The organism is Micropruina glycogenica (assembly GCF_900289045.1).
Classification (GTDB): Bacteria; Actinomycetota; Actinomycetes; order Propionibacteriales; family Propionibacteriaceae; genus Micropruina; species Micropruina glycogenica.
On sequence record NZ_LT985188.1, the window covers coordinates 2,269,053 to 2,292,564 of the forward strand.

The 23,512-nt window shown below is 67.8% G+C and carries 20 protein-coding genes; 9 read left to right on the forward strand and 11 right to left on the reverse strand.

What is annotated here, in order from left to right; translation table 11 throughout:
• Window position 1: 1 nt before the first annotated feature.
• From MPLG2_RS10750 to rplM, 5 genes are all read right to left on the reverse strand, one after another.
• Complete coding sequence (locus tag MPLG2_RS10750) at window positions 2–877, reverse strand: glutamate ABC transporter substrate-binding protein (protein ID WP_105186121.1); 876 nt, start codon at window positions 875–877, stop codon at window positions 2–4.
• A gap of 20 nt (window positions 878–897) precedes the next feature.
• A complete protein-coding gene (locus tag MPLG2_RS10755) occupies window positions 898–2,433 on the reverse strand; it encodes an amino acid permease (protein WP_197709914.1) in 1,536 nt (511 codons plus the stop codon).
• A 581-nt stretch (window positions 2,434–3,014) separates the two neighbouring features.
• Window positions 3,015–4,367 (reverse strand): phosphoglucosamine mutase, encoded by a 1,353-nt coding sequence (gene glmM / locus MPLG2_RS10760; RefSeq protein ID WP_105186122.1) that lies wholly within the window; start codon window positions 4,365–4,367, stop codon window positions 3,015–3,017.
• Between the two features lie 7 nt (window positions 4,368–4,374).
• On the reverse strand, window positions 4,375–4,905 hold the full coding sequence (rpsI, locus tag MPLG2_RS10765; protein ID WP_105186123.1) for a 30S ribosomal protein S9: 531 nt from the start codon (window positions 4,903–4,905) through the stop codon (window positions 4,375–4,377).
• Window positions 4,902–5,345, reverse strand: coding sequence for a 50S ribosomal protein L13 (gene rplM / locus MPLG2_RS10770; protein ID WP_105186124.1), 444 nt, complete (start codon window positions 5,343–5,345; stop codon window positions 4,902–4,904). The genes rpsI and rplM overlap by 4 nt, the downstream gene beginning before the upstream one ends.
• Before the next feature lie 210 nt (window positions 5,346–5,555).
• Here rplM and MPLG2_RS10775 point away from each other — a divergent pair, with 210 nt between their 5' ends.
• The 4 genes from MPLG2_RS10775 (at window position 5,556) to MPLG2_RS10790 (ending at window position 11,363) form a co-directional block, all read left to right on the forward strand.
• Entirely contained in the window at window positions 5,556–6,824 is a 1,269-nt protein-coding gene (locus MPLG2_RS10775; RefSeq protein ID WP_105187409.1) for an integrase catalytic domain-containing protein, read from the forward strand.
• Window positions 6,825–6,995: 171 nt separating this feature from the next.
• Complete coding sequence (locus MPLG2_RS10780) at window positions 6,996–9,065, forward strand: ArnT family glycosyltransferase (RefSeq protein ID WP_158681062.1); 2,070 nt, start codon at window positions 6,996–6,998, stop codon at window positions 9,063–9,065.
• 7 nt (window positions 9,066–9,072) lie between these two features.
• Window positions 9,073–10,380: a bifunctional glycosyltransferase family 2/GtrA family protein gene (locus MPLG2_RS10785; protein WP_105186126.1), complete on the forward strand. Its 1,308-nt coding sequence runs from the start codon at window positions 9,073–9,075 to the stop codon at window positions 10,378–10,380.
• Window positions 10,381–10,409: 29 nt separating this feature from the next.
• Window positions 10,410–11,363, forward strand: coding sequence for an asparaginase (locus MPLG2_RS10790; RefSeq protein WP_105186127.1), 954 nt, complete (start codon window positions 10,410–10,412; stop codon window positions 11,361–11,363).
• 103 nt (window positions 11,364–11,466) lie between these two features.
• Here MPLG2_RS10790 and MPLG2_RS10795 read toward each other — a convergent pair whose 3' ends face one another.
• From MPLG2_RS10795 to MPLG2_RS10815, 5 genes are all read right to left on the reverse strand, one after another.
• Window positions 11,467–12,690, reverse strand: coding sequence for an IS110 family RNA-guided transposase (locus MPLG2_RS10795; RefSeq protein ID WP_105184599.1), 1,224 nt, complete (start codon window positions 12,688–12,690; stop codon window positions 11,467–11,469).
• A gap of 393 nt (window positions 12,691–13,083) precedes the next feature.
• Entirely contained in the window at window positions 13,084–14,073 is a 990-nt protein-coding gene (locus MPLG2_RS10800) for an IS5 family transposase (protein ID WP_105185111.1), read from the reverse strand.
• Between the two features lie 208 nt (window positions 14,074–14,281).
• Window positions 14,282–15,271, reverse strand: a complete 990-nt coding sequence (locus MPLG2_RS10805; protein WP_105186128.1) for an IS5 family transposase — start codon at window positions 15,269–15,271, stop codon at window positions 14,282–14,284.
• 208 nt (window positions 15,272–15,479) lie between these two features.
• A protein-coding gene (locus MPLG2_RS10810; RefSeq protein WP_231935629.1) for an IS5 family transposase occupies window positions 15,480–16,468 on the reverse strand; the annotation gives its coding sequence in 2 pieces (ribosomal slippage) (window positions 15,480–16,099 and window positions 16,099–16,468; 990 coding nt in all).
• Between the two features lie 141 nt (window positions 16,469–16,609).
• Window positions 16,610–17,266: a hypothetical protein gene (locus MPLG2_RS10815; protein WP_105186129.1), complete on the reverse strand. Its 657-nt coding sequence runs from the start codon at window positions 17,264–17,266 to the stop codon at window positions 16,610–16,612.
• 133 nt (window positions 17,267–17,399) lie between these two features.
• Here MPLG2_RS10815 and MPLG2_RS10820 point away from each other — a divergent pair, with 133 nt between their 5' ends.
• Both MPLG2_RS10820 and MPLG2_RS10825 read left to right on the forward strand, forming a co-directional pair.
• Entirely contained in the window at window positions 17,400–19,496 is a 2,097-nt protein-coding gene (locus tag MPLG2_RS10820; RefSeq protein ID WP_173909620.1) for an elongation factor G-like protein EF-G2, read from the forward strand.
• Between the two features lie 307 nt (window positions 19,497–19,803).
• The gene (locus tag MPLG2_RS10825) at window positions 19,804–20,718 is read left to right on the forward strand and encodes an endonuclease domain-containing protein (RefSeq protein ID WP_105186130.1); all 915 of its coding nucleotides are present in this window, start codon (window positions 19,804–19,806) and stop codon (window positions 20,716–20,718) included.
• 88 nt (window positions 20,719–20,806) lie between these two features.
• Here the strand turns inward: MPLG2_RS10825 and MPLG2_RS10830 are convergent, their stop codons facing one another.
• Window positions 20,807–21,217 (reverse strand): YccF domain-containing protein, encoded by a 411-nt coding sequence (locus tag MPLG2_RS10830; protein WP_105186131.1) that lies wholly within the window; start codon window positions 21,215–21,217, stop codon window positions 20,807–20,809.
• A gap of 148 nt (window positions 21,218–21,365) precedes the next feature.
• On the opposite strand from MPLG2_RS10830, the gene trmB reads away from it, so the two are divergent.
• Genes trmB through MPLG2_RS10845 form a run of 3 tightly spaced genes read left to right on the forward strand, consistent with a single transcriptional unit; the run spans window position 21,366 to window position 23,493 of the window.
• Window positions 21,366–22,094, forward strand: a complete 729-nt coding sequence (gene trmB, locus MPLG2_RS10835; RefSeq protein WP_105186132.1) for a tRNA (guanosine(46)-N7)-methyltransferase TrmB — start codon at window positions 21,366–21,368, stop codon at window positions 22,092–22,094.
• The gene (truA, locus tag MPLG2_RS10840; RefSeq protein WP_105186133.1) at window positions 22,091–22,906 is read left to right on the forward strand and encodes a tRNA pseudouridine(38-40) synthase TruA; all 816 of its coding nucleotides are present in this window, start codon (window positions 22,091–22,093) and stop codon (window positions 22,904–22,906) included. The genes trmB and truA overlap by 4 nt, the downstream gene beginning before the upstream one ends.
• Entirely contained in the window at window positions 22,903–23,493 is a 591-nt protein-coding gene (locus MPLG2_RS10845; protein ID WP_105186134.1) for a class I SAM-dependent methyltransferase, read from the forward strand. Before truA ends, MPLG2_RS10845 begins: the two co-directional genes overlap by 4 nt.
• The last annotated feature ends 19 nt before the right edge of the window (window positions 23,494–23,512 follow it).

Below are 23,512 nucleotides of genomic sequence, written 5' to 3' on the forward strand. Positions count from 1 at the left end.
TTCACGAGCCCGGGGTGGGCGGGTTCGGAATCTTGTAACCGGACGGGCCCACGTTGGCCTGCAGCGAGGCCAGCCACGAGCCGTCCTTGATGTAGGCGGTGAGGGCCTGGTTGATCTGGTTCACCAGTTCGGTCGAGCCCTTCTTCACCGCGATGCCGTACGGCTCGTCCGAGAACCCCTTGCCGACCACCTTGAGCACGCCCTTGTACTGCGGCTGCGCGGCGAAGCCGGCCAGAATGACGTCGTCGGTGGTCACCGCGTCGACGTCCCCGTCGGCCAGCATCTTCACGCATTCGCTGAAGGTGTTGGGCTGCACCAGCGCCACCTCGCCGTGGTAGCGAGCCACGATGTTGGTCGCCGAGGTGGTGTTGGCGGCCGCACACAGGGTGCGTCCGCTCAGCCGGTCGACGCTGGTGAGTTCTTCGTCGTTGCGCCGCACCAGCAGGTCCTGGTGCGCGATGAAGTACGGGCCGGCGAAGTCGACCCGCGCGTTGCGGGCGTCGTTGATGGTGTAGCTCGACACCACCATGTCGACCTTGCCCTGTTCGATCAGGTTCTCGCGATCGACCGGGTCGGCCTTCACCCAGGTGATGGACGTCGGTTGCACGCCGAGCGCCTTGGCCACGTAGGTGGCGGTGTCGACGTCGAAGCCCTTCGGGTCGGTTCCGGTGGTGACCCCGTTCGACTCGGTGCCGGCCGTGGCCACGCCGATGCCTGGCTGGTCGAAGCTGATGCCGATGCGCAGGCTGCTGAACGTGGTCGCGCCGGCCACCGGGGTGGGGTCTTTGACGCTGCCGCTCGAGGTGCAGCCGGTGAGCAGCACGGTCAATGCCGCGCCTGCGGCCGCGAACCGGCCGAGGTAGCTGGAGGTTTTCATGTCTGGCTCCTTCCGGACGCTCAGTGACTGGGGGTGTCGTCGATGGGATCGGCCACGGTGGCGGTGCCGTAGCGGGGGCCCGTGTCGGTCCAGACCGACTCGATGCGGCCGTCCGTGTTGGCGATCACTCTCGGTTTCACCAGGAACCAGCCGAGCGCCAGCAGGCCGGCCAGCGCCGGAATGCCGAACACCACCACCAGGAAGTTGATCTTGTGGAAGAAGTCCGGTGAGCTCTGCCAGCCCGAGATGGCGATGCCGACCAGCACGAACACCAGGAAGCCGAGGCCGATGTACGACGTCCACGGGTAGCCGGGCGCCGGGAACGGTGTGGGTGGAATGACGCCCTTGTTGATCAGGCTGCGCAGCCGCAACTGACAGGCGAAGATCGTGCCCCAGGTGAACACGATCATCACCGCGGTGGCTTCGAGGGCCAGCTCGAAGGCGTCGGGTACGAACGCGTTGAGCACCGCACCCAGGGCCATCACGCAGGCGGTCATCACGATGCCCGCCCACGGCACGCCCGACTCGCTCATCTTGAGGGTGAACTTGGGCGCCTGCTGCGACATGCCCAGGCTGCGCAGCACCCGTCCGGTCGAGAACATGCCGGCGTTCAGGCTCGACATGGCGGCGACGATCAGAATCGCCTGAATCGCCGCGCTCATCCAGTTCATGCCGAGTTGCTCGAACACGGTGACGAACGGGCTGATGCCGGGCTTGTAGTCAGAGGTCGGCAGCATCGACACCAGCAGCAGCAGCGAGCCGACGTAGAACACCGCGATGCGCAGAATGACGGCGTTGACGGCCTTGGGCACCTCGCGGGCCGCGTTCTGCATCTCGCCGGCCGCGACGCCCACCATCTCGATGGCGGCGTAGGCGAACACGACGCCCGACATCACCAGCAGCGGGCCGTACCAGACGTAGGGCGCCTCGGTGGGCCAGAAGCCGCCGGGGTTGCTCCAGAGGTTGTGGAAGCCGGCCTTGTGGCCGCCGATCTCGAGACCGCCGATGACCACCACGAGGCCCACCACGAGAAAGACACCGATGGCGCCCACCTTGAGAATGGCGGCCCAGAACTCGAACTCGCCGAACGCCTTGGCCGACATCAGGTTGACCAGCAGCACCACGACCAGGCCGACCAGCACGGTGATCCAGGTGTCGAGGTTCGGGAACCAGTACTGCATGTAGAGACCGACTGCCGAAAGGTCGGCGATGCCGGTCAGCGCCCAGTTGCCCCAGTAGACCCAGCCGGTGACGAAGGCCCACCGTTCACCGAAGAACTCGCGCATGTACGAAACGAAGGCACCCGACGTGGGCCGGTGCAGCACCAGCTCGCCCAGGGAGCGCATCAAGAAATAGGCGATCAGGCCGACGAACGCGTAGCTGAGCACCAGGGCAGGACCGGTGTTGTGCAGCCGCGAGGCCGAGCCCAGAAAGAGGCCGGTGCCGATGGCGCCACCGATGGCGATCATCTGCACGTGCCGGCGGCCCAGGGTTTGTTTGTAGCCGACCTGCTCGGCGTCCAACGAAGATGTGTGGGGGGATTTGGTATCTGTCATTGTCTACCGCTCCTTGTCTCGGCAGCCTCGCGGCCGGCGGGGGGACGGGTGGTGCGGGGTGAAAACACGGTGAAACGTCCGGCCTCGTGAGGTGGGCGGCAGCCTAGTCCTGCGGGACGCAGAAAATCGAGAAGATCTCACTGCCGAATTGCGGAATCTCACACACACAGCGCTTCTGTCGCAAAGATTTAACACGCCGACTTCCGCGGGGCGTCCGATCGGCAAGTCAGAGGGGTGGACACCCCGTGCTCCGACTCGGGTATCCACAAGCTCGACCGACGAAACCACCGTCATCCCGGGCTTGACCCGGGATCTCACAACGCAACCCGAACGCTCACTCAGGTTGCGAGATCCCGGCGTTCGCCGGGATGACGGTGTGCGGCAACGCGAGATCAAAGCGGAGCGGGGGGCCCCTGTAAGGGGCGGGTCGAGTGTTTGCGCGTTGCGAGGCGCTCGCCGAGCAGTCTCGGAAGGGCGGGGCAGGGGCGCGTCCGCTCCGCGGCAACAGACGGGCCTCGACAAGCTCGACCGACGGAACGGGTCTCGACAAGCTCGACCAGCGGTGGGGTTCGACCGGCGGCCTACAGCGCCAGTCGCTCCTTCACCACGCCCACTAGGCGCTCGGCGATCTCTTGGGCCTGCTCATGGGTTCCGGCCTCGACCATCACCCGCACCAGAGGTTCGGTGCCGGACGGCCGCAGCAGCACCCGTCCGGTGTCGCCCAGCTCGCGGGACGCCGCGGTGACCGCCTGCTGCAACACCGGGTCGAGCCCCGCGCGCACCTTGTTCACGTCGGGCACGTTGATCATCACCTGCGGCAACCTGGTCATCACGCCGGCCAGTTCGGCCAGCGGCTTGCCGGTGCGCGCCATGCGGGCGGCCAGGTGCAGGGCGGTCAGCACGCCGTCGCCGGTGGTGGCGAACTCGCTCATGATCACGTGGCCCGACTGCTCACCACCGAGGGTGAAGCCGTTGGCGTTCATGGACTCGAGCACGTACCGGTCGCCGACCTTGGCCTGATCGACCCTGATGCCGCGTTCGCGCATGGCGATCACGAAGCCGAGGTTGCTCATCACGGTGGCCACCACCGTGTCGCTGTGCAATGCGTGGTCTTCTTTCATGGCGATCGCCAGAATGGCCAGAATCTGGTCGCCGTCGACGATCTGGCCGACGGCGTCCACCGCGAGGCAGCGGTCGGCGTCGCCGTCGAGGCCGATGCCCAGGTCGGCACCGTGCTCGAGCACGGCGGCCTGCAACGACTCCAGATGGGTCGAGCCGCAGTTGTCGTTGATGTTGAGCCCGTCGGGGGCCGCGTGCAGGGGTACCACCTCGGCGCCCTGCGCATCGAACGCGGCCAGCGCAGTGAGCGAGGCGGCACCGTTGGCGGTGTCGATCACGACCTTGAGCGGGGCCAGCGACGCGTCGGCACCGAGGCTGCTGACCAGGTGTGCGACGTAGCCCTCGACGGCACCGGTGTCGTCGCGCACCCGCCCGACCTCGGCGCCGGTGGGACGCGTCCACGCCTCGCCGAGCCGCTCTTCGATGGCGTCTTCTACGGTGTCGTCGAGCTTCACCCCGCCGCGGGCGAAGAACTTGATGCCGTTGTCGGGCATCGGGTTGTGGCTGGCCGAGAGCATCACGCCCAGATCGGCGTCCAGAGCGCCGGTGAGATAAGCGACGCCGGGCGTCGGCACCACGCCCAGCCTGACCACGTCAACCCCTGCGGAGGCGAGCCCCGCGACCACTGCGGCTTCGAGAAACTCACCCGAGGCGCGGGTGTCGCGCCCGACCACCGCGAACGGCCGACGGCCCTCGAACACGCCCGCCTCGCCCAACACGTGGGCGGCGGCGACAGCGAGGTCGAGGGCCAGTTCGGCGGTCAGGTCGGCGTTGGCTCTGCCCCGGACACCGTCGGTGCCGAACAGTCGAGCCATGGGCCGATCAGCGCTTGCTGTACTGCGGAGCCTTGCGGGCCTTCTTCAGACCGGCCTTCTTGCGTTCCTTCACCCGCGCGTCGCGGGTGAGCAGACCGGCCTTCTTCAGGGCCGGACGGGACGCCTCGGCGTCGACGGCGTTGAGCGCACGGGCGATGCCCAGGCGCAGCGCACCGGCCTGACCGGTGACACCGCCGCCGACGATCTTGGCGACCACGTCGTAGCTGCCGGCGACCGCGGCGGTCTCGAAGGGCTCGTTGACCGTCTGCTGGTGCAGCTTGTTCGGGAAGTACTCCTCGAGCGAGCGACCGTTGATGCGGAATTGGCCCGTGCCCGGGGTCAGCCGCACGCGGGCGATGGCCTCTTTGCGGCGACCGGTCGCGTCGGCGGCGCCGATCACGGCCGGGCGCTCACCCGGGGCTGCGGACGACGCCACGGCCTCGGCGCGGTAGGCAATCTCACGGTCACCCTCGGTGAAGGGGGCGAGTTCCTCGGTGGTCTCGACGGCTTCGGTCACTGTGCTTCCTTCGGCTCTCACTGAGCGATCTGGGTGATTTCGTACGGCTGCGGCTGCTGCGCGCTGTGCGGGTGCTCGGGGCCCGAGTAGACCTTGAGCTTCTTGATCAGCTGACGGCTGAGCTTGTTCTTGGGCAGCATGCCCCACACGGCGCGCTCGACGGCGTGCCGGGGGTCGGTGGCCAGCAGTTCGCCGTAGGGCACCGACTTGAGGCCGCCCGGACGTCCGGAGTGGCGGTGAGCCAGCTTGTCGGTGGCCTTGTTGCCGGTCAGGGCGATCTTGGACGCGTTGACCACGATCACGAAGTCGCCCGTGTCGAGGTGCGGTGCGAACTGTGCCTTGTGCTTGCCGCGCAGCAGCGTGGCAGCCGTGACGGCGAGGCGTCCGAGAACGACATCGGAGGCATCGATCACATGCCAGTTACGGGTGACCTCACCCGACTTGGGGCTGTACGTAGACACGCTCGTGGACCACTTCCAGTTGATAACAGTTTGTCGGCGGTGCGGGATCTGCCAGCCGGCAGACCTCAGCGCAACAGCGATTTAGATTACCTGCCGACCTCGGGTCGGGTCAAAACGACGAGTTGACTCGTGCTGAATGCCCGCGTGGGTGGGGTCGTTGACTCATCTGAGAATGCCCGCGTGGGTCAGGCTGCGGGGATGGGGCTGACGATGAGGCAACGGAAGGCTGTGCTGGCGAGCCAGGTCAAGGCGTGGCCGAAGGCGACCAAGGCTGAGAAGTCGACCATTTTGGATCATCTGGTCGCGGTCAACGGCTGGCATCGAGACCATGCCCGCAAGATGATCCGGGCAGCGGTCGCCGGTGTGGACGTGAACCGGCCACGCAGGCCCCGCGAGCCTGTGTTCCGCTACGGACCTGAGGTGATCGACGCCTTGGCGGTGTGCTGGGCGGTGCTGGACGGACCCAGCGGCAAGATCGTGCGCCCAGCGCTGCCGGTCCTGGTCGCGAGCCTGGTCGCCAAGGGCGAGCTGAACGCGACACCCGAAGTCATCGACGCACTGCTGGCCATGTCGGCGGCGACCATCGATCGCCGATTGCGGCCCTACCGGCTCGGGCTGGTCGGCAACCTCAAGGGCCGGTCCTTGACCCGCCCCGGATCGCTGTTGAAATCGTCGATCCCGCTGAAGACCTGGCACGAGTGGGACGACACCCAGCCAGGGTTCATCGAGATCGATCTGGTCGGTCACGACGGCGGCGACAACAACGGCCACTTCCACTACAGCCTGGACGCTGTCGACGTGGCTACCGGTTGGACCGAAACCATCACCGTGAAGTCCAAGGGCGAAAGGATCGTGGCCACCGGGCTGGAGCAACTCGCCCTCCGGTTCCCGTTCGCGATCGTGGGCGTCCACTCTGACAACGGCTCCGAGTTCATTAACCACCACCTGATGAGCTGGTGCAACACCCGTGAGATCACGTTCACCCGCGGCCGCCCGAACCATTCCAACGACCAAGCCCACATCGAACAGAAGAACTGGACCAGAGTCCGCCGCAACGTCGGCTACTACCGCTACGACACCAGCCGGGAACTCGACCTGCTCAACCAGCTATGGCCCCTGGCCGCTGAACTGTCCAACCTGTTCACCCCGCAACAGAAGCTGAAAACCAAGACCCGCACCGGAGCGAAAGTCACCAAGACCTACGACACCGCCACCACCCCGGCCGGCCGGCTGCTCCGTGACCACCCCACCGTCCTCGACGACCAGGACCGGCGACACCTTGACAGTCGCATCACCCAGGCCAACCCGGCCCAACTACGCCGAGACATCGACCTCATCCAACGCAACCTGCTCGAACTCGCCCGCCGCCGCGGCACCATCCTCAAAGCAGCCAAACGCAACCACGTCTACCTATCCCGAACAAAAATGACGCGGGCAAAACGAAATGAGTCAACGACCCAACCCAAGCGGGCATCTTGACATGAGTCCACAGGAACGAGCCGAGTGGCGCGAGATGGGGACGGTTCCGAACTCGCGCCAACCACGCAGGTGGCGCGAGATGGGAACCGTCCCCAACGTGCGCCACCCCCTGACAGCAGCACCACAGCGACACCCCAGGGCCCGGACAGAGCCGGCACACACCGTGGGTGCGTGACCACTGCAATCATCGATACCGACGCGGGCAGACCAACCGCCCCGGACGGCACTCCCCCGACGTCGGGCACCCCCGCCGCCACGGCCGGACGACCTTCGCGAGCCTTTTCGCCCGTCGTCCGCCGGGTTTCGCTGGCCGTGACGCTGCTCGCCGTGCTGGCCCTCTACACCTGGAACCTTGCCGCCTCGGGGTACGCGAACTCGTTCTACTCCGCGGCGGTGCAGGCCGGCGCCGAGTCGTGGAAGGCCTTCTTCTACGGCTCGCTGGACGCCGGCAACTCGATCACCGTCGACAAGACGCCGGGCTCGCTGTGGCTGATGGCGCTGTCGGTGCGCATCTTCGGCCTGAGCTCGTGGAGCATTCTGCTGCCGCAGGCGCTGCTCGGCGTCGGCTCGGCCTGGATCCTCTACGGCACCGTCCGCCGGTCGCTGGCCCGCTCGGGCTCGCCCAACCGCGCCCACTGGGCCGGCATCGTGGCGGCCCTGGCGTTCGCGCTCACCCCCGCGGCCACGCTGATGTTCCGGTTCAACAACCCCGACGCGCTGATGGTGTTCTGCTACGTGGCCGCCGCGGCCGTCACCCTGCGCGCGGCCGAGACGGCGTCGCGCAAGAAGCTGGCCCTGGCCGGTGCCCTGGTGGGCCTCGGGTTTCTGGCCAAGATGCTGCAGGCGTTCGTGATTCTGCCGTCGCTGGTGCTGGCCTACGCCGTCGCCGCCCCCGCCTCGTGGCGCAAGAAGATCGTCGACCTGCTGATTGCGTTCGCGGCTATGGTGGTGACCTTCGGCTGGTGGATCGCCATCGTCGAACTGGTCCCCGCCTCGTGGCGGCCCTACATCGGCGGCTCGCAGACAAACTCGATTCTCGAACTGACCTTCGGCTACAACGGGTTGGGTCGGCTGAACGGCGACGAGACCGGCTCGGTCGGCAACGCGTCGGGCCGGTGGGGTCAGATCGGCATCGGCCGCATGTTCGTCACCCTGTCGGGCGAAATGGTGTCGTGGCTGATTCCGGCCGCCCTGCTGCTGGCCGTGGCCGGTTTCGTACTGCTCGGACGCCGCGGTTGGGGCACCACCCTGCGCAGCGGGGTCGAGACCGCACGCACCCGCACGGCCGGTGCGCTGGCGCTGTTCGCGAGCTGGCTGGTCATCAACATCGCCGTGTTCAGCTACATGGCCGGCATCTACCACGACTACTACACCGTCGCCCTGGCTCCGGCGATCGGTGGCACGCTGGCGATCGGCGGGGCACTGGCCTGGACCCATCGCGACACTTGGGTCGGACGCGGGTCGCTCGCGCTGGCCGCCGTCGTCAGCGCCGCCTGGGGCATCGCCCTGGCCCGCGTCGCGGGCGGGGTGTACCTCACCACGTCCATCGTCGCCGGCGCCGTGCTGGTGGCTTGCGCCGCGCTGTTCTTGTTCGGACGCGGCGTCGGCCGCACCCTGCAAACCCTCGCGATCAGCGCCTCGATCGTCGCCGGACTGGCCGGCCCCGCCGCCTACTCGTTGAACACCGCCGCGACCCCGCACACCGGTTCGATCGTCACCGCCGGGCCGGCCCGCACCGGCATCTCTGGCAGCACCGGCACGGGCGGCGGTCCGAACGGTGGCGGACGTCCCGGCGGCCAGGGTCAGCCTCCCGGCCAGAATCAGAACGGCACCGGCTCGTCCACACGCGGCAGTGCAACCCGCGGCGGCGGCATGGGCGGGCTGATCAACGGCGCGAACGTGTCGTCCCAACTGCTCACGATGCTGACCACCGACGCCGACGGCTACACCTGGGTGGCGGCCACCACGGGCGCCCAGAACGCCGCCAGTTACCAGTTGGCGTCGGGTTCGGCGGTGATGGCGATCGGCGGCTTCAACGGCTCCGACCCCTCGCCGACGCTGGAGCAGTTCCAGGCCTACGTGGCCGCGGGCCGGATTCACTACTTCATCGGCGGCGGCAACTTCGGCGGCCAGAACGGCGGTAGCAACGCCGCCTCGCAGATCGCCGAATGGGTGGCCGAGAACTACACCGCCACCACCGTCGGCGGCACCACCGTCTACGACCTGACGGCAGCCAAGTGAGGCCGCGATGACGCTCACCATGAAGCCGGGGCAGGGTACGCACCGGGCCACCACCAAGCGGGCCGTGGTCGAGATCGTGGTGCCCGTGTACAACGAGGCGGCCGATCTCGAGGCCTCTGTTCGCCGGCTCACCGGCTACCTGGCGCACGAACTGCCCTATCGCTACCGGGTGACGATCGCCGACAACGCGTCCACCGACGACACGTTGGCGATCGCGGGCCGGCTGGCCGCCGAACTGGACGGCGTGGGCGTCGTCCATCTGGCAGCGAAGGGCAGGGGCCGGGCACTCAAACAGGTGTGGCTGGCCAGCGACGCCGATGTGGTGGCCTACATGGACGTCGACCTCTCCACCGACCTGGCCGCCCTGCTGCCGCTGCTGGCTCCATTGGTGTCGGGGCACTCCGACGTGGCGATCGGCAGCAGGCTGGCCACCGGGTCGCGGGTGGTGCGCGGGCCGAAGCGTGAGTTCATCTCGCGCTGTTACAACTTGATGCTGCGCGGTGCCCTGCAGGTGTCGTTCAGCGACGCCCAGTGCGGGTTCAAGGCCATGCGCAGCGACGTGGCCCGCCGCTTGCTGCCCCTGGTGCAAGACACCAACTGGTTCTTCGACACCGAGTTGCTGGTGCTCGCCCAGCGCGCCGGGCTGCGCATTCACGAGGTTCCGGTCGACTGGGTGGACGACCCGGGCACCACCGTCGACATCGCCGTCACCGCGACCGAAGACCTGCGCGGCGTCTGGCGGCTGATGAAGGGCCTGACCAGGGGTGACATACCGATCGCGGTGGTACGGGCCGAACTGGCCCGCCCCGCCCTGCCGGCCGCGGCGGCTCCGCAGGGACTGCTCGGGCAGATGCTGCGGTTCGGGGCCGTGGGCGTGGCGTCCACGCTGGCGTACTTCGTCCTGTACGTGCTGCTGCGCTTGGGCCTGGACGCCCAGGCCGCCAACCTGACCGCCCTGGCGCTCACCGCGGTGGCCAACACCGCGGCGAACCGGGTGTTCACCTTCGGCGTGCGCGGCAACGACGGACTGTTCGGCCACCACGTCGTCGGCCTGGTTGCCTTCGTGGTGGCCCTCGGGCTGACCAGCGGCTCGCTGGCCCTGCTGCATCTGTTGGCGGCGGACGCATCCAGGCTGGTCGAGGTGCTCGTGCTCGGGGCAGCCAACGCGGTGGCGACGGCGGTGCGGTTTCTGGCGCTCAAGTTAGCGATGGGCCGCTCACGCGCCCCTGACGTCGTTGCTCGCGATAGCGCTCGTTGCTCGCGTCCGGACGCGAGCAACGTCACTGAACGCGAGCAACGTCCAACCGGCGGTTGAGCTCGCCCTGTGGTCGCTAGACTCCGGGCGTGGTGAATGTCGGCGACCCTCCGGTGGTCGCGCAGGTGGTGCGCAACGGGTTCGTCGAATCGACCCACCGCGGCATCGTGGTGGTCACCCGATCGGACGGCTCGGTGTCGTATTCGCGCGGTGACTACGACAGTCACGTTCTGCCCCGCTCGTCGCTGAAGCCGATTCAGGCCCTGGCGATGGTGCGCTGCGGGCTGCAGGTGCCGCCCGACCAGCTGGCCATTGCCTGCGCCAGCCACTCGGGCGAACCCATGCACCTGCAGGCGGTGCTCGACCTGCTGCACGGTGCCGGCCTCACCGAGGCCGACCTGCGCAACACCCCCGATCTGCCGCTGATCGACGCCCAGCGCAACCAGTGGATCGCCGAGGGCCGGCCGCCCAGCTCACTGGCCCAGAACTGCTCGGGCAAACACGCCGCCATGCTGGCCACCGCGGTGCTCAACGACTGGTCGCGCGACACCTACCTGAACCGCGGTCACCCCTGCCAGCAGGCCGTGATCGAGACCACCCGCGGCTTCGGCCAGCGCGTGTTCTGGACCTCGATCGACGGCTGCGGCGCCCCCGCCTACGCGATCTCACTGGTGGGCCTGGCCCGCATCTTCGGCGAGTTGGCCAAGGCCACCGACGGCGCCGAGAAAGAGGTGGCCGACGCGATGCGCAGCCACCCCGAACTGGTCGGCGGCACCGGACGCGACGTCACCGACCTGATGCGGGGCGTGCCCGGCATGATCGCCAAGGACGGCGCCGAGGGGGTCTACGCAGCGGGCCTGCCCGACGGTCGGGGCATCGCCATCAAAATCACCGACGGCGGGGTGCGGGCACGTCCGGTGGTGATGGGGGCGGTGCTGCGGCGCATGTGGCTCGGCGACGAGAAGCTGCGCCGGCGGCTGATGGACATGCCGATCTACGGCCGGGGCGTGCCAGTGGGAGCCGTCATACCGGTGGACATCTGAGTCGTTTCCGGTGGTGCGGTTGCTCGGCCCGAATGGCCCCAGCCCAAGCAGGTCCACGCGTATGCCGTGGAAGCGCTGGTCGAGCTTGATGCTCCTATTGGTGTCAAGCGGCGGTGAGGTATTCGCGGTAGGCGTTGCTGAGGAGGATGTCGGGACGGGTGCCGCGTTCGAGTTCGCTGATTCGGGTGGGTGCGGTGCTGAGGTGCTGGGCGACTTGGGTGAGGGTGAGTTCTCGTTGGTGGCGCAGGGTTCTGAGGTCGTCGGTGCGGGGTGCCGGGGTTGGGTGGACGAGGAGGTGCCAGGCCTCGCGGGCGATCGCTCGTTTCAGGCAGCGCAGGACGTCTTTCTTGCTTTTGCCGGCGGCCCGGAGTTTGGCGGCGTAGGTTTTCGTGCGTGTGTCGGTGGACAGGCGGACGAGCGCGATCTGGTGCAGGGCCCAGTTGCCCTGCCGGTCACCGCCTCGGTTGAGGCGGTGCCGGGTGGTTTTGCCGGAGCTGGCGGGGATCGGTGCGGCACCGCAGAGCGCGGCGAAGGATGCTTCGGTGCGTAGCCGGTCGGGGTTGTCGCCCGCGCTGATCAGCAGGGTCGCGGTGGTGATCACGCCGTAGCCCTTGGTGGCGAGCATCGTGGGTGCGGCCTGGATGGTCAGGGTGTGTAGTTCGGTGTCGATCTCGTCGATCTCGGCGGTGAGGTTCTGGTGGCGGCGGGCGAGGCGGCGTAACGCTTGCCCGGTCGCGGCGGACACGCTGGTGGTTGCGGGTCCGGGCCGGGTGGTGGCGAGGGTGTCGATCAGGCGGTTGCCGGTCAGGTCGGTGAAGCGGGCTTTGAGGGCCTCTGGTGCGGTGATCAGCAGGCAGGTGATTTGTCGGTGCGCGGCGACGCGGGCCTTCATCGCGGAGCGGCGGACCGCCATGAGTACCCGGATCTGCTCGACCGGCCCGTCGTTGGTTTTCGCGACCGGCAGGGTCTCGGGTTCGGCTAGGGCCTGCGCCGCGGCAGCGTAGGCGTCGATCGGGTCCGACTTCCCGCGCCGCCGTTGAGCGCGTTTGGGGCGGATCACCTCACGAATCGACACCCCTGCCGTAGCCAGGGACCGGGCAAGGCCGGCACCGTAGGAGCTTGTGCCCTCGATACCGATCAACCTGATCGCGCCGAACGACGCGACGAAACTGAGGAGTTGGTCGTAGCCTGCCGGGGTCGCGGGAACCTTCAGGTCCCCGAGCCGGGCACCGGTGCCGACGGCGAGCACGGCAACGTGGTGGGTGTCCTTGTGTGTGTCGACTCCCGCGACGACCGAGGTGTCGCGGCCAGTGGTGGTTGTTGTCATGATGGTGGAATGCCTTCCTGATGGTGGGCACGCCGGTCGGAGGCCGAGCAGACAAGACGTTGATGAGGCTGACCAGGCTCATATGAAGTCATGCAAGGCCTTCGACCGGCGCTCTCGCAGGTCACCCCACGGCAAGAGGGTCGTGGACGGATCAAACCCAAGGCAGACCCCTTCCGGGGGTACGCCAGTCGAGACCAGGGTCACACGCCCCCTTGCCGGGAGGCACTTACATCCTCTACGTCGAGACCTTTTGCGGCTAGGGAACCGCTGATCAACGTGCCATTCGTGGCGTGAGTGACGGTGATCGTGCTCTTGGAGGGGTTGGGTGTGGGCGTTGTCGGCTGATCGATTCGCTGCGGGGGGCCTGTTGGGGCGGTTTCGGGCAGGCTGACGCTATGCCGCCGCCGTGGTGAGAGCGACGGCACGTGCCCGCATCAGCCAGTTCGCCAACGCGAACGCGACGTGGAGACGATGGAGATTCTTCGCCAGGCCGCGGTAGCGGGTCTTGGTGAACCCGAAGTCTCGTTTGACGATCAGGAACGCGTGCTCGACCTTGGCCCGCACCCCGGCCTTGCGGGACTCGATCGCCCGCTCATGAGGATGCATCCTCGCCAACTGGCTCTTGCGGGCTGCAATGTGCCAGGTGACGCCGGCGAGGTGGGGATCGCCGGTGATCTCCTCGCGTTTGTCGACACCCAGGTAACCGGCATCGCCCCACCCGGCAGTGTCATCGGGCCGCATCAGATGGGCAGCCTCGGTGATATCGGACACGTTCGCTGCGGTGGCGGTGACCGAGTGCACATATCCGGTGCCGGCATCGGTGCCGATGTGGGCCTTCATCCCGAAGTACCACTGATTGCCCTTGCGGGTCTGGTGCATCTCGGGGTCCCTGGCACCGGTGGCGTTCTTGGTCGATGACGGTGCCGCAATGATCGTGGCGTCCACGATCGTGCCGCCCCGCATGATCCAACCCTCACGCTCAAACAGGTCGTTCTGCGCCGCCAGCAGTCTCTGGCCAAGCTGATGCTTCTCCAACAGGTGACGAAAGTGCAGCAGTGTGGTCGCGTCGGGCACCTGCTCCACCGTGAAGTCCACACCCAGGAACCGGCGCATCGCGAACGAGTCGTAGATCGCGTCCTCGACCCCCTCATCGGACAGGTTGAACCAGACCTGAAGCAAATACATGCGCAGCATCATCGCCAGCGGCTTCGCCTTCCGACCCGTCTTACCTGGCCGGTCCAGGTAGTAGTACGGCTCGATCAGATCGATCCACACCTGCCACGGGATCGTGGCCTCCATCTGCTCCAAGAACTGCTCACGTTTGGAAACCCGCCGACGATTGCCGTACTCGACATCGGCGAAAGAAGGCTGCTCGCTGTCCATACCCCAACAATTTCGCGTCCCAACAGCCGAAGCCAGCCACCGAACCGCACACCACAAAGATCAGCGCATCCCTAGGGAACCGCTGATCAACGTGCCATTCGTGGCGTGAGTGACGGTGATCGTGCTCTTGGAGGGGTTGGGTGTGGGCGTTGTCGGCTGATCGATTCGCTGCGGGGGGCCTGTTGGGGCGGTTTCGGGCAGGCTGACGCTATGCCGCCGCCGTGGTGAGAGCGACGGCACGTGCCCGCATCAGCCAGTTCGCCAACGCGAACGCGACGTGGAGACGATGGAGATTCTTCGCCAGGCCGCGGTAGCGGGTCTTGGTGAACCCGAAGTCTCGTTTGACTATCAGGAACGCGTGCTCGACCTTGGCCCGCACCCCGGCCTTGCGGGACTCGATCGCCCGCTCATGAGGATGCATCCTCGCCAACTGGCTCTTGCGGGCTGCAATGTGCCAGGTGACGCCGGCGAGGTGGGGATCGCCGGTGATCTCCTCGCGTTTGTCGACACCCAGGTAACCGGCATCGCCCCACCCGGCAGTGTCATCGGGCCGCATCAGATGGACAGCCTCGGTGATATCGGACACGTTCGCCGCGGTGGCGGTGACCGAGTGCACATATCCGGTGCCGGCATCGGTACCGATGTGGGCCTTCATCCCGAAGTACCACTGATTGCCCTTGCGGGTCTGGTGCATCTCGGGGTCCCTGGCACCGGTGGCGTTCTTGGTCGATGACGGTGCCGCAATGATCGTGGCGTCCACGATCGTGCCGCCCCGCATGATCCAACCCTCACGCTCAAACAGGTCGTTCTGCGCCGCCAGCAGTCTCTGGCCAAGCTGATGCTTCTCCAACAGGTGACGAAAGTGCAGCAGTGTGGTCGCGTCGGGCACCTGCTCCACCGTGAAGTCCACACCCAGGAACCGGCGCATCGCGAACGAGTCGTAGATCGCGTCCTCGACCCCCTCATCGGACAGGTTGAACCAGACCTGAAGCAAATACATGCGCAGCATCATCGCCAGCGGCTTCGCCTTCCGACCCGTCTTACCTGGCCGGTCCAGGTAGTAGTACGGCTCGATCAGATCGATCCACACCTGCCACGGGATCGTGGCCTCCATCTGCTCCAAGAACTGCTCACGTTTGGAAACCCGCCGACGATTGCCGTACTCGACATCGGCGAAAGAAGGCTGCTCGCTGTCCATACCCCAACAATTTCGCGTCCCAACAGCCGAGGCCAGCCACCGAACCGCACACCACAAAGATCAGCGCATCCCTAGGGAACCGCTGATCAACGTGCCATTCGTGGCGTGAGTGACGGTGATCGTGCTCTTGGAGGGGTTGGGTGTGGGCGTTGTCGGCTGATCGATTCGCTGCGGGGGGCCTGTTGGGGCGGTTTCGGGCAGGCTGACGCTATGCCGCCGCCGTGGTGAGAGCGACGGCACGTGCCCGCATCAGCCAGTTCGCCAACGCGAACGCGACGTGGAGACGATGGAGATTCTTCGCCAGGCCGCGGTAGCGGGTCTTGGTGAACCCGAAGTCTCGTTTGACTATCAGGAACGCGTGCTCGACCTTGGCCCGCACCCCGGCCTTGCGGGACTCGATCGCCCGCTCATGAGGATGCATCCTCGCCAACTGGCTCTTGCGGGCTGCAATGTGCCAGGTGACGCCGGCGAGGTGGGGATCGCCGGTGATCTCCTCGCGTTTGTCGACACCCAGGTAACCGGCATCGCCCCACCCGGCAGTGTCATCGGGCCGCATCAGATGGACAGCCTCGGTGATATCGGACACGTTCGCCGCGGTGGCGGTGACCGAGTGCACATATCCGGTGCCGGCATCGGTACCGATGTGGGCCTTCATCCCGAAGTACCACTGATTGCCCTTGCGGGTCTGGTGCATCTCGGGGTCCCTGGCACCGGTGGCGTTCTTGGTCGATGACGGTGCCGCAATGATCGTGGCGTCCACGATCGTCCCGCCCCGCATGATCCAACCCTCACGCTCAAACAGGTCGTTCTGCGCCGCCAGCAGTCTCTGGCCAAGCTGGCCTTCTCCAACAGGTGACGAAAGTGCAGCAGTGTGGTCGCGTCGGGCACCTGCTCCACCGTGAAGTCCACACCCAGGAACCGGCGCATCGCGAACGAGTCGTAGATCGCGTCCTCGACCCCCTCATCGGACAGGTTGAACCAGACCTGAAGCAAATACATGCGCAGCATCATCGCCAGCGGCTTCGCCTTCCGACCCGTCTTACCTGGCCGGTCCAGGTAGTAGTACGGCTCGATCAGATCGATCCACACCTGCCACGGGATCGTGGCCTCCATCTGCTCCAAGAACTGCTCACGTTTGGAAACCCGCCGACGATTGCCGTACTCGACATCGGCGAAAGAAGGCTGCTCGCTGTCCATACCCCAACAATTTCGCGTCCCAACAGCCGAGGCCAGCCACCGAACCGCACACCACAAAGATCAGCGCATCCCTAGGGGTTTCGACCAGCTCAACCAACGACCGGCACGTTGAGCTGTGGAAGCTCGGGTCGCCTCAGCCGCTCAGCTTTTCGTCGTGCCCTTGGGCGGCTCGTCGTCGCTGTAGGCCGAGTGTGCGGACGGGGTGGTCACCACCGGAACAGCGTGCGGCCCGGCGAACGGAGCCGCGAGGCGCGGAGTCTTGGGGGCGGGCTGATCGTCCGCCGGTTGCGCGGCGCCCGGCTCGTCAGGCTTCTCGCCGCCCTGGGTTGGGGTCGTCGCGGGGGCATCGTCGCCGCTCTGATCGGACGTCGCCGTGGGAACCCCGTAACGGCTCACCTGAGCAGTCGGCACGGGGGTGGGCGCGCTCTCGCCCGCCTGGGAATCGGCCGGCGGTTGTGCCGGTGTTTCCGGCTGCGCAGGCACCGCCGGTTGCGTGGGCGCCGGACGCGAGGGGAACCCCGCCGCCTGGCCGATGCCCCAGATGTAGGCCAGTGCGGCGACGAACGGCAGCAGGTGACCCAGCCAGCCGACCCACACGCCGAGGTCGGGGTTGGGTGCTGCCGAACCGGTCAGGTAGGCCGTCCAACCGAAGAGCACCAGCCAGTACAGAGCCAGAAGGGTGGTTCCGGCCCACAACAGCGGCCGTCCGCGCCCGATGCGGCGGCTCACGTAGACCGTGGCAGCAACGGTGGCCACCACGAACACCAGGGTTCGCAACAGCGACAACACGATTTCCATCAGGGCCTCCTGACCGATCGAGAGGGTCCTTCAGCCTAACCCGCACCTCATGCGCCGGTCCCCTTCCGCACGGGGGTGCCGGGGCTTTTTCGATTCGGTTGCAGCACCCTTCGGGCAGGTGTTAGGTAGGGGCATGAGTTCGAAGGTGAACGCAGCCAGCATGCAGGTGACCAGCCCGGACGACGTGCGCAACGTCGTGCTGATCGGCAACGCGGGGTCGGGCAAGACCTCGTTGTTCGAGCAGTTGTTGAAGGCGCGGGTCGAGGGTTACCGCGGCGAGAAAGAAGACGCCGAGCGCGCATCGCAGCTCTTTCTGGCCTCGTTCGTCACCGGCGACTCGGTGGTCAACCTGCTGGACGCCCCCGGGCACCCCGACTTCGTCGGCGAACTGCGCGCCGGCATTCGCGCCGCCGACGCCGCCATCTTCGTGGTCTCTGCCGCCGACGGCCTGGACGGCGCCGCCCAGGCCCTGTGGGACGAGTGCCGCAAGGCCAACCTGCCCCGGGTGATCGTGCTCACCAAACTCGACGCCGGCCACGCCGACTTCGACACCTCGGTCGCCGAACTGCAAGACGTCTTCGGCGAAGGCGTGCGGCCCACCCACGTGCCCACGTTCGCCGGCCCCGGCCAGGTGTCGGGCAACATCGGGCTGCTCAGCCTCGAAGAGCACGACTATTCGGGCGGTAGCCCGGTGAGCCGCACCCTGAACGCCCACGACGACCAGGTCGAGACCTACCGCGGCCCGTTGATCGAGTCGATCATTCAAGAGGCCGAGGACGACGGCCTCATGGATCGCTACCTCGAGGACGACGAACACCTCGACGTCGACGACCTTCTCGACGACCTGATGAAGGCCGTCGCCACCGCGAACCTGTTCCCGGTCGTGCCGGTGCAGACCGGTTCGGGGGTCGGCATCGAAGAGCTGCTGCGGCTGATCGAGCACGGCTTCCCCACCCCGGGCCTGCACCCCAATCCCCCGCTCACCACCACCTCGGGCGAGGTGCTGCCGCAGCCACACAGCGAGCCCGGCGACCCGCTGGTGGCGCAGGTGATCCGCACCACCACCGACCCGTTCGCGGGCCGACTGTCGATGGTGCGCATCTTCTCGGGCACCCTGCGCACCGACGACGTGGTGCACGTGTCGGGCCACCGCTCGTGGGTGGCCGGCGCAGAGGACGACGCCCACCCCGACCACGACAACGACGAGCGCATCGGCCTGATCCAGGGCGCGGTGGGCACCGAACTCAAGCCGCGGCAGCAGGCCATCGCGGGTGAGATCGTGCTGCTGCCCAAGCTCGGCACCGCCGAAACCGGCGACACCTTGTCGGCCAAGGACCGTCCGGGCGTGGTCGAGGCCTGGGCGCTGCCCGACCCGCTGCTGCCGCTGGCCATCAGGGCCGCCACCCGCAACGACGAAGACAAGCTGGCCACCGCCCTGCAGCGGCTCGCGGTCGAAGACTCCAGCGTGCGGCTCGATCGCGGTCACGGCGACCAACTGGTGTTGTGGACCACGGGCCAGGCGCACGCCGACCTGGTGCTGGGCCGGCTGGTCGAGCGCTACCAGGTGCGGGTCGAGCAAGAAGAGCTCAAGATTCCGATGCGCGAGACCTTCACCGGCAAGGCCGACGCAATGGGACGCCACGTCAAGCAGTCCGGCGGCCACGGCCAGTACGCGGTGTGCAACATCGAGGTCGAGCCGCTCGAGCGCGGCGCCGGTTTCGAGTTCGTCGACAAGGTGGTGGGCGGTGCCGTGCCACGGCAGTTCATTCCCTCGGTCGAGAAGGGCATTCGCAACCAGCTCGACAAGGGCGTGTTCGCCGGCTACCCGATGGTGGACGTCCGCGTCACCCTGTACGACGGCAAGGCGCACTCGGTCGACTCATCAGACATGGCCTTTCAGCTGGCCGGCTCGCTGGCCATCAAAGAGGCCGCGGCGGCCAAGGGTGGCGTGGTGGCACTGCTCGAGCCCATCGACCTGGTCACGGTCACGGTGGGTGAGGAATATCTGGGCTCGGTGATGACGGACCTCTCGGGCCGGCGCGGCCAGGTGCTGGGTTCGGACTCGGTGAACCGCAAGGCCATCGTGCGGGCCCTGGTACCGCAGGCCGAGTTGTCGCGGTACGCCATCGATCTGCGCGGCATCGGGCACGGTTCGGGCACGTTCACCCGCGAGTTCCACGGCTACGAACTGCTGCCGCACAACCTGCTCGACAAGTACGCCCGCAAGTAGGTCCTCGTCATCCCGGCGCGCCCAGCCTCTCGTCATCCCGGCGAAGGCCGGGATCTCCCAACCTGAGCGCGCGAGATTACGCAGCCCGTCGCGCCCGGCCACCCACGTCATCCCGGCGAACGCCGGGATCTCCCAACCCGGCCGCGCGAGATTGCGTCCGATTCGCACCCCTCCTGAGGCGGCTGAGGCGTAACACCCCTCGAATCGGACGCAATCTCGCAGGAAGTTTCAGCTGACTTCCGCCGAAGCTGTGGATAACTCCCTCTCTGCACGGGGTCGAGCCATGGCCGTCTGATGGCATGGCCCGGTGGACGACATTGACGACCTGATGCGGTTGGCGACGGTGATGGGGTTGAACGGCGGCGTGTTGCGCGCGCGTGACCACCCCCAGTCGCGCGGCGCCTTCGCCGAGCTGGTGCGCTCGGGCGCGATCGTGCGGGTGCTGCCCGGAACGTTCGTCGACGAGCGGCTGCGCGCCAGCCGGCTGACCCGATGCGCCGCCGCTCTGGCCACCTACCCGGGCGCACTGTTGTGGGGCACGGATGCCGTCGGGGCGCTGTGCGGCACCCTCGACGCCATCCCATTCGACGACAACGAGCCGGTGCAGCTGGTGCATCACCAATCCAGGCACTCCGCCCCGAGCATCCGCTGGACGCGTCGCCGGGTGCAGTCCGAGCATCGGGTGCGGATCGGCGCGCTACGAGCACCGTCGGCGCGCTACCTGGCGGTGGAGGCCGCCGCCCGCGACTCCGGCGCACTGATCGAGCGGTTCCTGCGCGATGGCCGGATCAAGCCGTCCGAGTTGGCGGACGTGCTGCCCGCCCTGGCCGGCAGCGCGGGTCAGGCGCGACGACGCAGGGTCGTGCGGGTGAGCGGCGACAACCCGTGGTCGGGCGGCGAACGCGAGCTGCTGGCCCTGCTCCGGCGGCATCGCATCACCGGCTGGGTGGCCAACGCCGAACTGGTCGTCGACCAGGTGCGCTGCTTTCCCGACGTGCTGTTCGAGCACGCTCGCCTGGTGGTCGAGTTCGACGGCTATGCCGTGCACGCCAAGCCCGAAGTGTTCGAGGCCGACCGTCGCCGGCAGAACCGGTTGGTGCTCGCGGGCTACCGAGTGCTGCGCTACACCTGGAAACAGCTCACCGAGACGCCCGAAGCGCTGATCGCCGAGCTTCGCGCCGCACTGGCGTGCGAGATTGCGTCCGATTCGCACCCCGGCTGAGGCGGCGGAGGCGTACCACCCCTCGAATCGGACGCAATCTCGCAAGCGAAAGGCCCTCCCTCATCGAGGGAGGGCCTTTCAGCGCGGATCAGAAGGAGTAGACCGTCTGGCTGCCGTAGGGGACGTGATCGCTGTCGACGATCTCTTTGCCCAGCGGCACACAGGTGACCGGGATCATCTTGATGTTGGCGATGGCCAGCGGAATGCCGACGATCGTGATGGCCTGGGCGGCCGCCGTGGTCAGGTGGCCGATGGCCAGCCACAGACCGGCGACCAGAAACCAGATCACGTTGCCGAGGGCCGAGCCGACGCCCGCGGTCGGCTTGGCGACGATGGTCTTGCCGAACGGCCACAGCGCGTACGCCGCCATGCGGAACGAGGCGATGCCGAACGGAATCGTGATGATCAGAATGCAGGCCAGCAAGCCGAAGAAGAAGTAGCCGATGGCCAGCCACAGGCCGCCGAAGACAAGCCAGATGATGTTGAGCAGAGTGCGCATGGTAAGAGTCAGATGCCTTTCGTCGGGCGCGATGTGCGCCACCGTTCCAGTGTCGCGCAGCCCGAGCCGCGCAGAGCCTCGCTTCAGGGATATCCCAGGGCCGACCATCACTGCGGTCCGGGCCCTGGCACGCCGCTAGCCTGGGCGCATGGACGAACCCCGGCCGCGCGTGCAGCGCGAAGTGGTGTCGTTCGTCCGCCGCAGTGCGCGCATGAACCCTAGTCAGGCCAAGGCCTGGAGCGAGCGACAGCACTGGGTGGTGCCCGTTCCGCCCCGCGAGACCAGCACCTCGGTGGCACCGGACGCCCACGTCGACTGGGTGGCGGCGTTCGGCCGTGAGGCCCCGCTGGTGGTCGAGTTGGGCGGCGGCACCGGCGACGTGATCGCGGCCGTCGCGGCCCGGCACCCCGAACGCGACTTCATCGGCTTCGAGGTGTTCGAACCCGCGGTGGCCAGCACGCTCTCGAAGTGCGCCAGGGCCGGCGTCACCAACGTGCGCATGGTCGTGGCCGACGGCGTGGACGGCCTCGGCACTCTGATCGACGACGGCACCGTGACCGAACTGTGGACCTTCTTTCCCGACCCCTGGCACAAGAAGCGGCACCACAAGCGGCGTCTGGTCTCGACCGGGTTCGCCGACCTGGTGGCGGCCAAACTCGCCCCCCACGGCCGGTGGCGGCTGGCCACCGACTGGGCCGACTACGCCGAGGCGATGCGCGAAACCCTCGACGATCACCCGCGGCTGGTCAACTGCCACGACGGCTGGGCGCCGCGGTGGCAGGATCGTCCGCGCACGAAGTATGAGCAGAAGGGCGGCGACGCGGGCCGCACCATCTACGACCTGTGCTACCGGCTCGGGGAAGGGGGCTGCACGTGAGACTGCGTCTCGACATCGCCTACGACGGCACCGAGTTTCACGGGTGGGCGTCGCAGCCCGGCCTGCGCACCATTCAGGAGGAGCTCGAGGCCTGGCTGCCCCGGTTGCTGCGGCTCACCGAGCCGGTCACGCTGACCTGCGCCGGCCGCACCGACGCCGGCGTGCACGCCCGCGGCCAGGTGGCGCACGTCGACCTGCCCGAGGTGACGGACGTCGAGCGGGTGATCGCCGAACTGGGCTACAAGTTGCGCAACGTGCTGCCGCCCGACGTGGTGGTGCGCCGGGTCAGCCTGGCCCCGCCCGGGTTCGACGCGCGTTTCTCGGCGATCTGGCGCCGCTACGTGTACCGCATCGCCGACTCGACGCCCGACCCGCTGTTGCGCATTCACACCCACGCCATGCGCACCGAGCTCGACCTGGCCCGCATCAACGCGGTGGCGCCCCGCCTGGTGGGCCTGCACGACTTCGCAGCGTTCTGCAAGGCCCGCGAGGGCGCCACCACGATTCGCAACCTGCAGCAGCTGTCGGCCCGGCGCACCTGGGGCGACGTGGCCGAGATCACGCTGATCTCGGACGCGTTCTGCCACTCGATGGTGCGCTCAATGGTGGGCGCCCTGGTCGACGTGGCCACCGGACGGCGCGACGCCGACTGGCTGGTCGGGCTGCTCGACGTCACCGAGCGCGCGGGCGAGGTCAAGGTGATGCCGCCCGGTGGGCTGACTCTCGAAGAGGTGGGCTACCCGCCCGATCGCGACCTGGCCGCCCGGGCGAGCGAGGCGCGGGCCGTCCGTACGTTGCAGGAGGCCGAGTGAGCCACTACTTCACCGACCCGAAGGCGGCCGAGGTCAGGCGCAGCGTCGAGGTGCGGTTCTGGGACACCGACTGGCGGTTCACCACCGCCAACGAGGTGTTCAGCGCCGACGGCCTCGACCTGGGCACCGCGGTGCTGCTGCGCTCCAGCGCTCCGCCGGCCGACGCCACCCGGCTGCTCGACCTGGGTTGCGGCTGGGGCGTGCTGGCGGTCGCGCTGGCCACTGCGTGCCCGTCGGCGGTCGTCGACGCCGTGGACGTGAACCCGCGGGCCCTGGCCCTCACCGCCGACAACGCCCGCGCGCACCGGGTGGGCGAACGGGTGCGTGCGCTCACCCCTGACGCGGTCGAACCGGACGTGCTCTACGACGAGATCTGGTCGAACCCGCCGATCCGCATCGGCAAACAGGCCTTGCATGAGCTGCTGCTGACCTGGTTACCCCGGCTGGCGCCGGGCGGCACGGCGCGGCTGGTGGTCGGCCGAAACCTGGGCGCGGACTCGCTGCAGCGGTGGCTGCACGAGCAGGGCTGGCACTGTGACCGGGTGGCAAGCGCCAAGGGCTTTCGCGTCTTCGCTGTGCGGCCCTGACCAGGCAAGTCACTGCGGT

What these genes read in the sequence shown, in the direction of transcription:
- MPLG2_RS10830 (WP_105186131.1), bottom strand. Translation starts at nt 21,217, where the DNA reads ATGCGCACTCTGCTCAACATCATCTGGCTTGTCTTCGGCGGCCTGTGG.
- MPLG2_RS10775 (WP_105187409.1), top strand. Translation starts at nt 5,556, where the DNA reads ATGAGGCAACGGAAGGCTGTGCTGGCGAGCCAGGTCAAGGCGTGGCCG.
- MPLG2_RS10795 (WP_105184599.1), bottom strand. Translation starts at nt 12,690, where the DNA reads ATGACAACAACCACCACTGGCCGCGACACCTCGGTCGTCGCGGGAGTC.
- trmB (WP_105186132.1), top strand. Translation starts at nt 21,366, where the DNA reads ATGGACGAACCCCGGCCGCGCGTGCAGCGCGAAGTGGTGTCGTTCGTC.
- MPLG2_RS10815 (WP_105186129.1), bottom strand. Translation starts at nt 17,266, where the DNA reads ATGGAAATCGTGTTGTCGCTGTTGCGAACCCTGGTGTTCGTGGTGGCC.
- MPLG2_RS10750 (WP_105186121.1), bottom strand. Translation starts at nt 877, where the DNA reads ATGAAAACCTCCAGCTACCTCGGCCGGTTCGCGGCCGCAGGCGCGGCA.
- glmM (WP_105186122.1), bottom strand. Translation starts at nt 4,367, where the DNA reads ATGGCTCGACTGTTCGGCACCGACGGTGTCCGGGGCAGAGCCAACGCC.
- MPLG2_RS10805 (WP_105186128.1), bottom strand. Translation starts at nt 15,271, where the DNA reads ATGGACAGCGAGCAGCCTTCTTTCGCCGATGTCGAGTACGGCAATCGT.
- MPLG2_RS10755 (WP_197709914.1), bottom strand. Translation starts at nt 2,433, where the DNA reads ATGACAGATACCAAATCCCCCCACACATCTTCGTTGGACGCCGAGCAG.
- MPLG2_RS10800 (WP_105185111.1), bottom strand. Translation starts at nt 14,073, where the DNA reads ATGGACAGCGAGCAGCCTTCTTTCGCCGATGTCGAGTACGGCAATCGT.
- MPLG2_RS10785 (WP_105186126.1), top strand. Translation starts at nt 9,073, where the DNA reads ATGACGCTCACCATGAAGCCGGGGCAGGGTACGCACCGGGCCACCACC.
- MPLG2_RS10820 (WP_173909620.1), top strand. Translation starts at nt 17,400, where the DNA reads ATGAGTTCGAAGGTGAACGCAGCCAGCATGCAGGTGACCAGCCCGGAC.